Source organism: Chryseobacterium sp. RR2-3-20 (assembly GCF_017808115.1).
GTDB lineage: Bacteria > Bacteroidota > Bacteroidia > Flavobacteriales > Weeksellaceae > Chryseobacterium > Chryseobacterium oryzae.
In genome coordinates this window covers 1-486 of sequence record NZ_JADQBD010000225.1, presented here as the reverse complement: position 1 = coordinate 486, position 486 = coordinate 1, and the positions used below count along the sequence as shown (strand labels likewise).

1 protein-coding gene and 1 pseudogene are annotated in these 486 nt (G+C 42.4%); both read right to left on the bottom strand.

The annotated features are described in order from the left end of the window. A pseudogene (locus tag IV513_RS15735) lies at positions 1–229 on the bottom strand (hypothetical protein); the annotation flags it as partial. A gap of 101 nt (positions 230–330) precedes the next feature. Beyond that, complete coding sequence (locus tag IV513_RS16075) at positions 331–486, bottom strand: hypothetical protein (protein WP_369074868.1); 156 nt, start codon at positions 484–486, stop codon at positions 331–333.

Genomic DNA, 486 nt, shown 5'->3' with positions numbered 1-486 from the left:
AATCAATGCCAACCGATAAAATGCCCATGACCGCATTCCAGCCATCTTCATTGGAGGTGTGAGGGGCAGCGAGCATCACTAGTTGTTTGACATCAGGTACGTCACCGACCACTTGCCAACCTGTTATTTTTAAGTATTTTGCGGCAAGTTTGGCGATTTTTGGGTCATGACGGCGCGGCACGTTAGACCCAAATTGGCTAGGGTCTACTGGCGTTTGGTTGATATCCATGAATATACTCTTTGAGATACTAGATTGAATTAAAATACTAGGCTAAAATTTTCAGTTTACATTAGTTCACTGAAATTAGCAAATTTGTTGATTGAAGAGAGTTATAACAAACTTTTGGGCTGAAGGATGATAATACTTGCACCCAACAATATTACCAAACCGCCAATGCTGTCCCAGTGCGTCAGAGAAACGCCATCGACAAATTTTAGCCATACCAAAGCCGTCGCAATATATATGCCACCATATGCGGCATACAC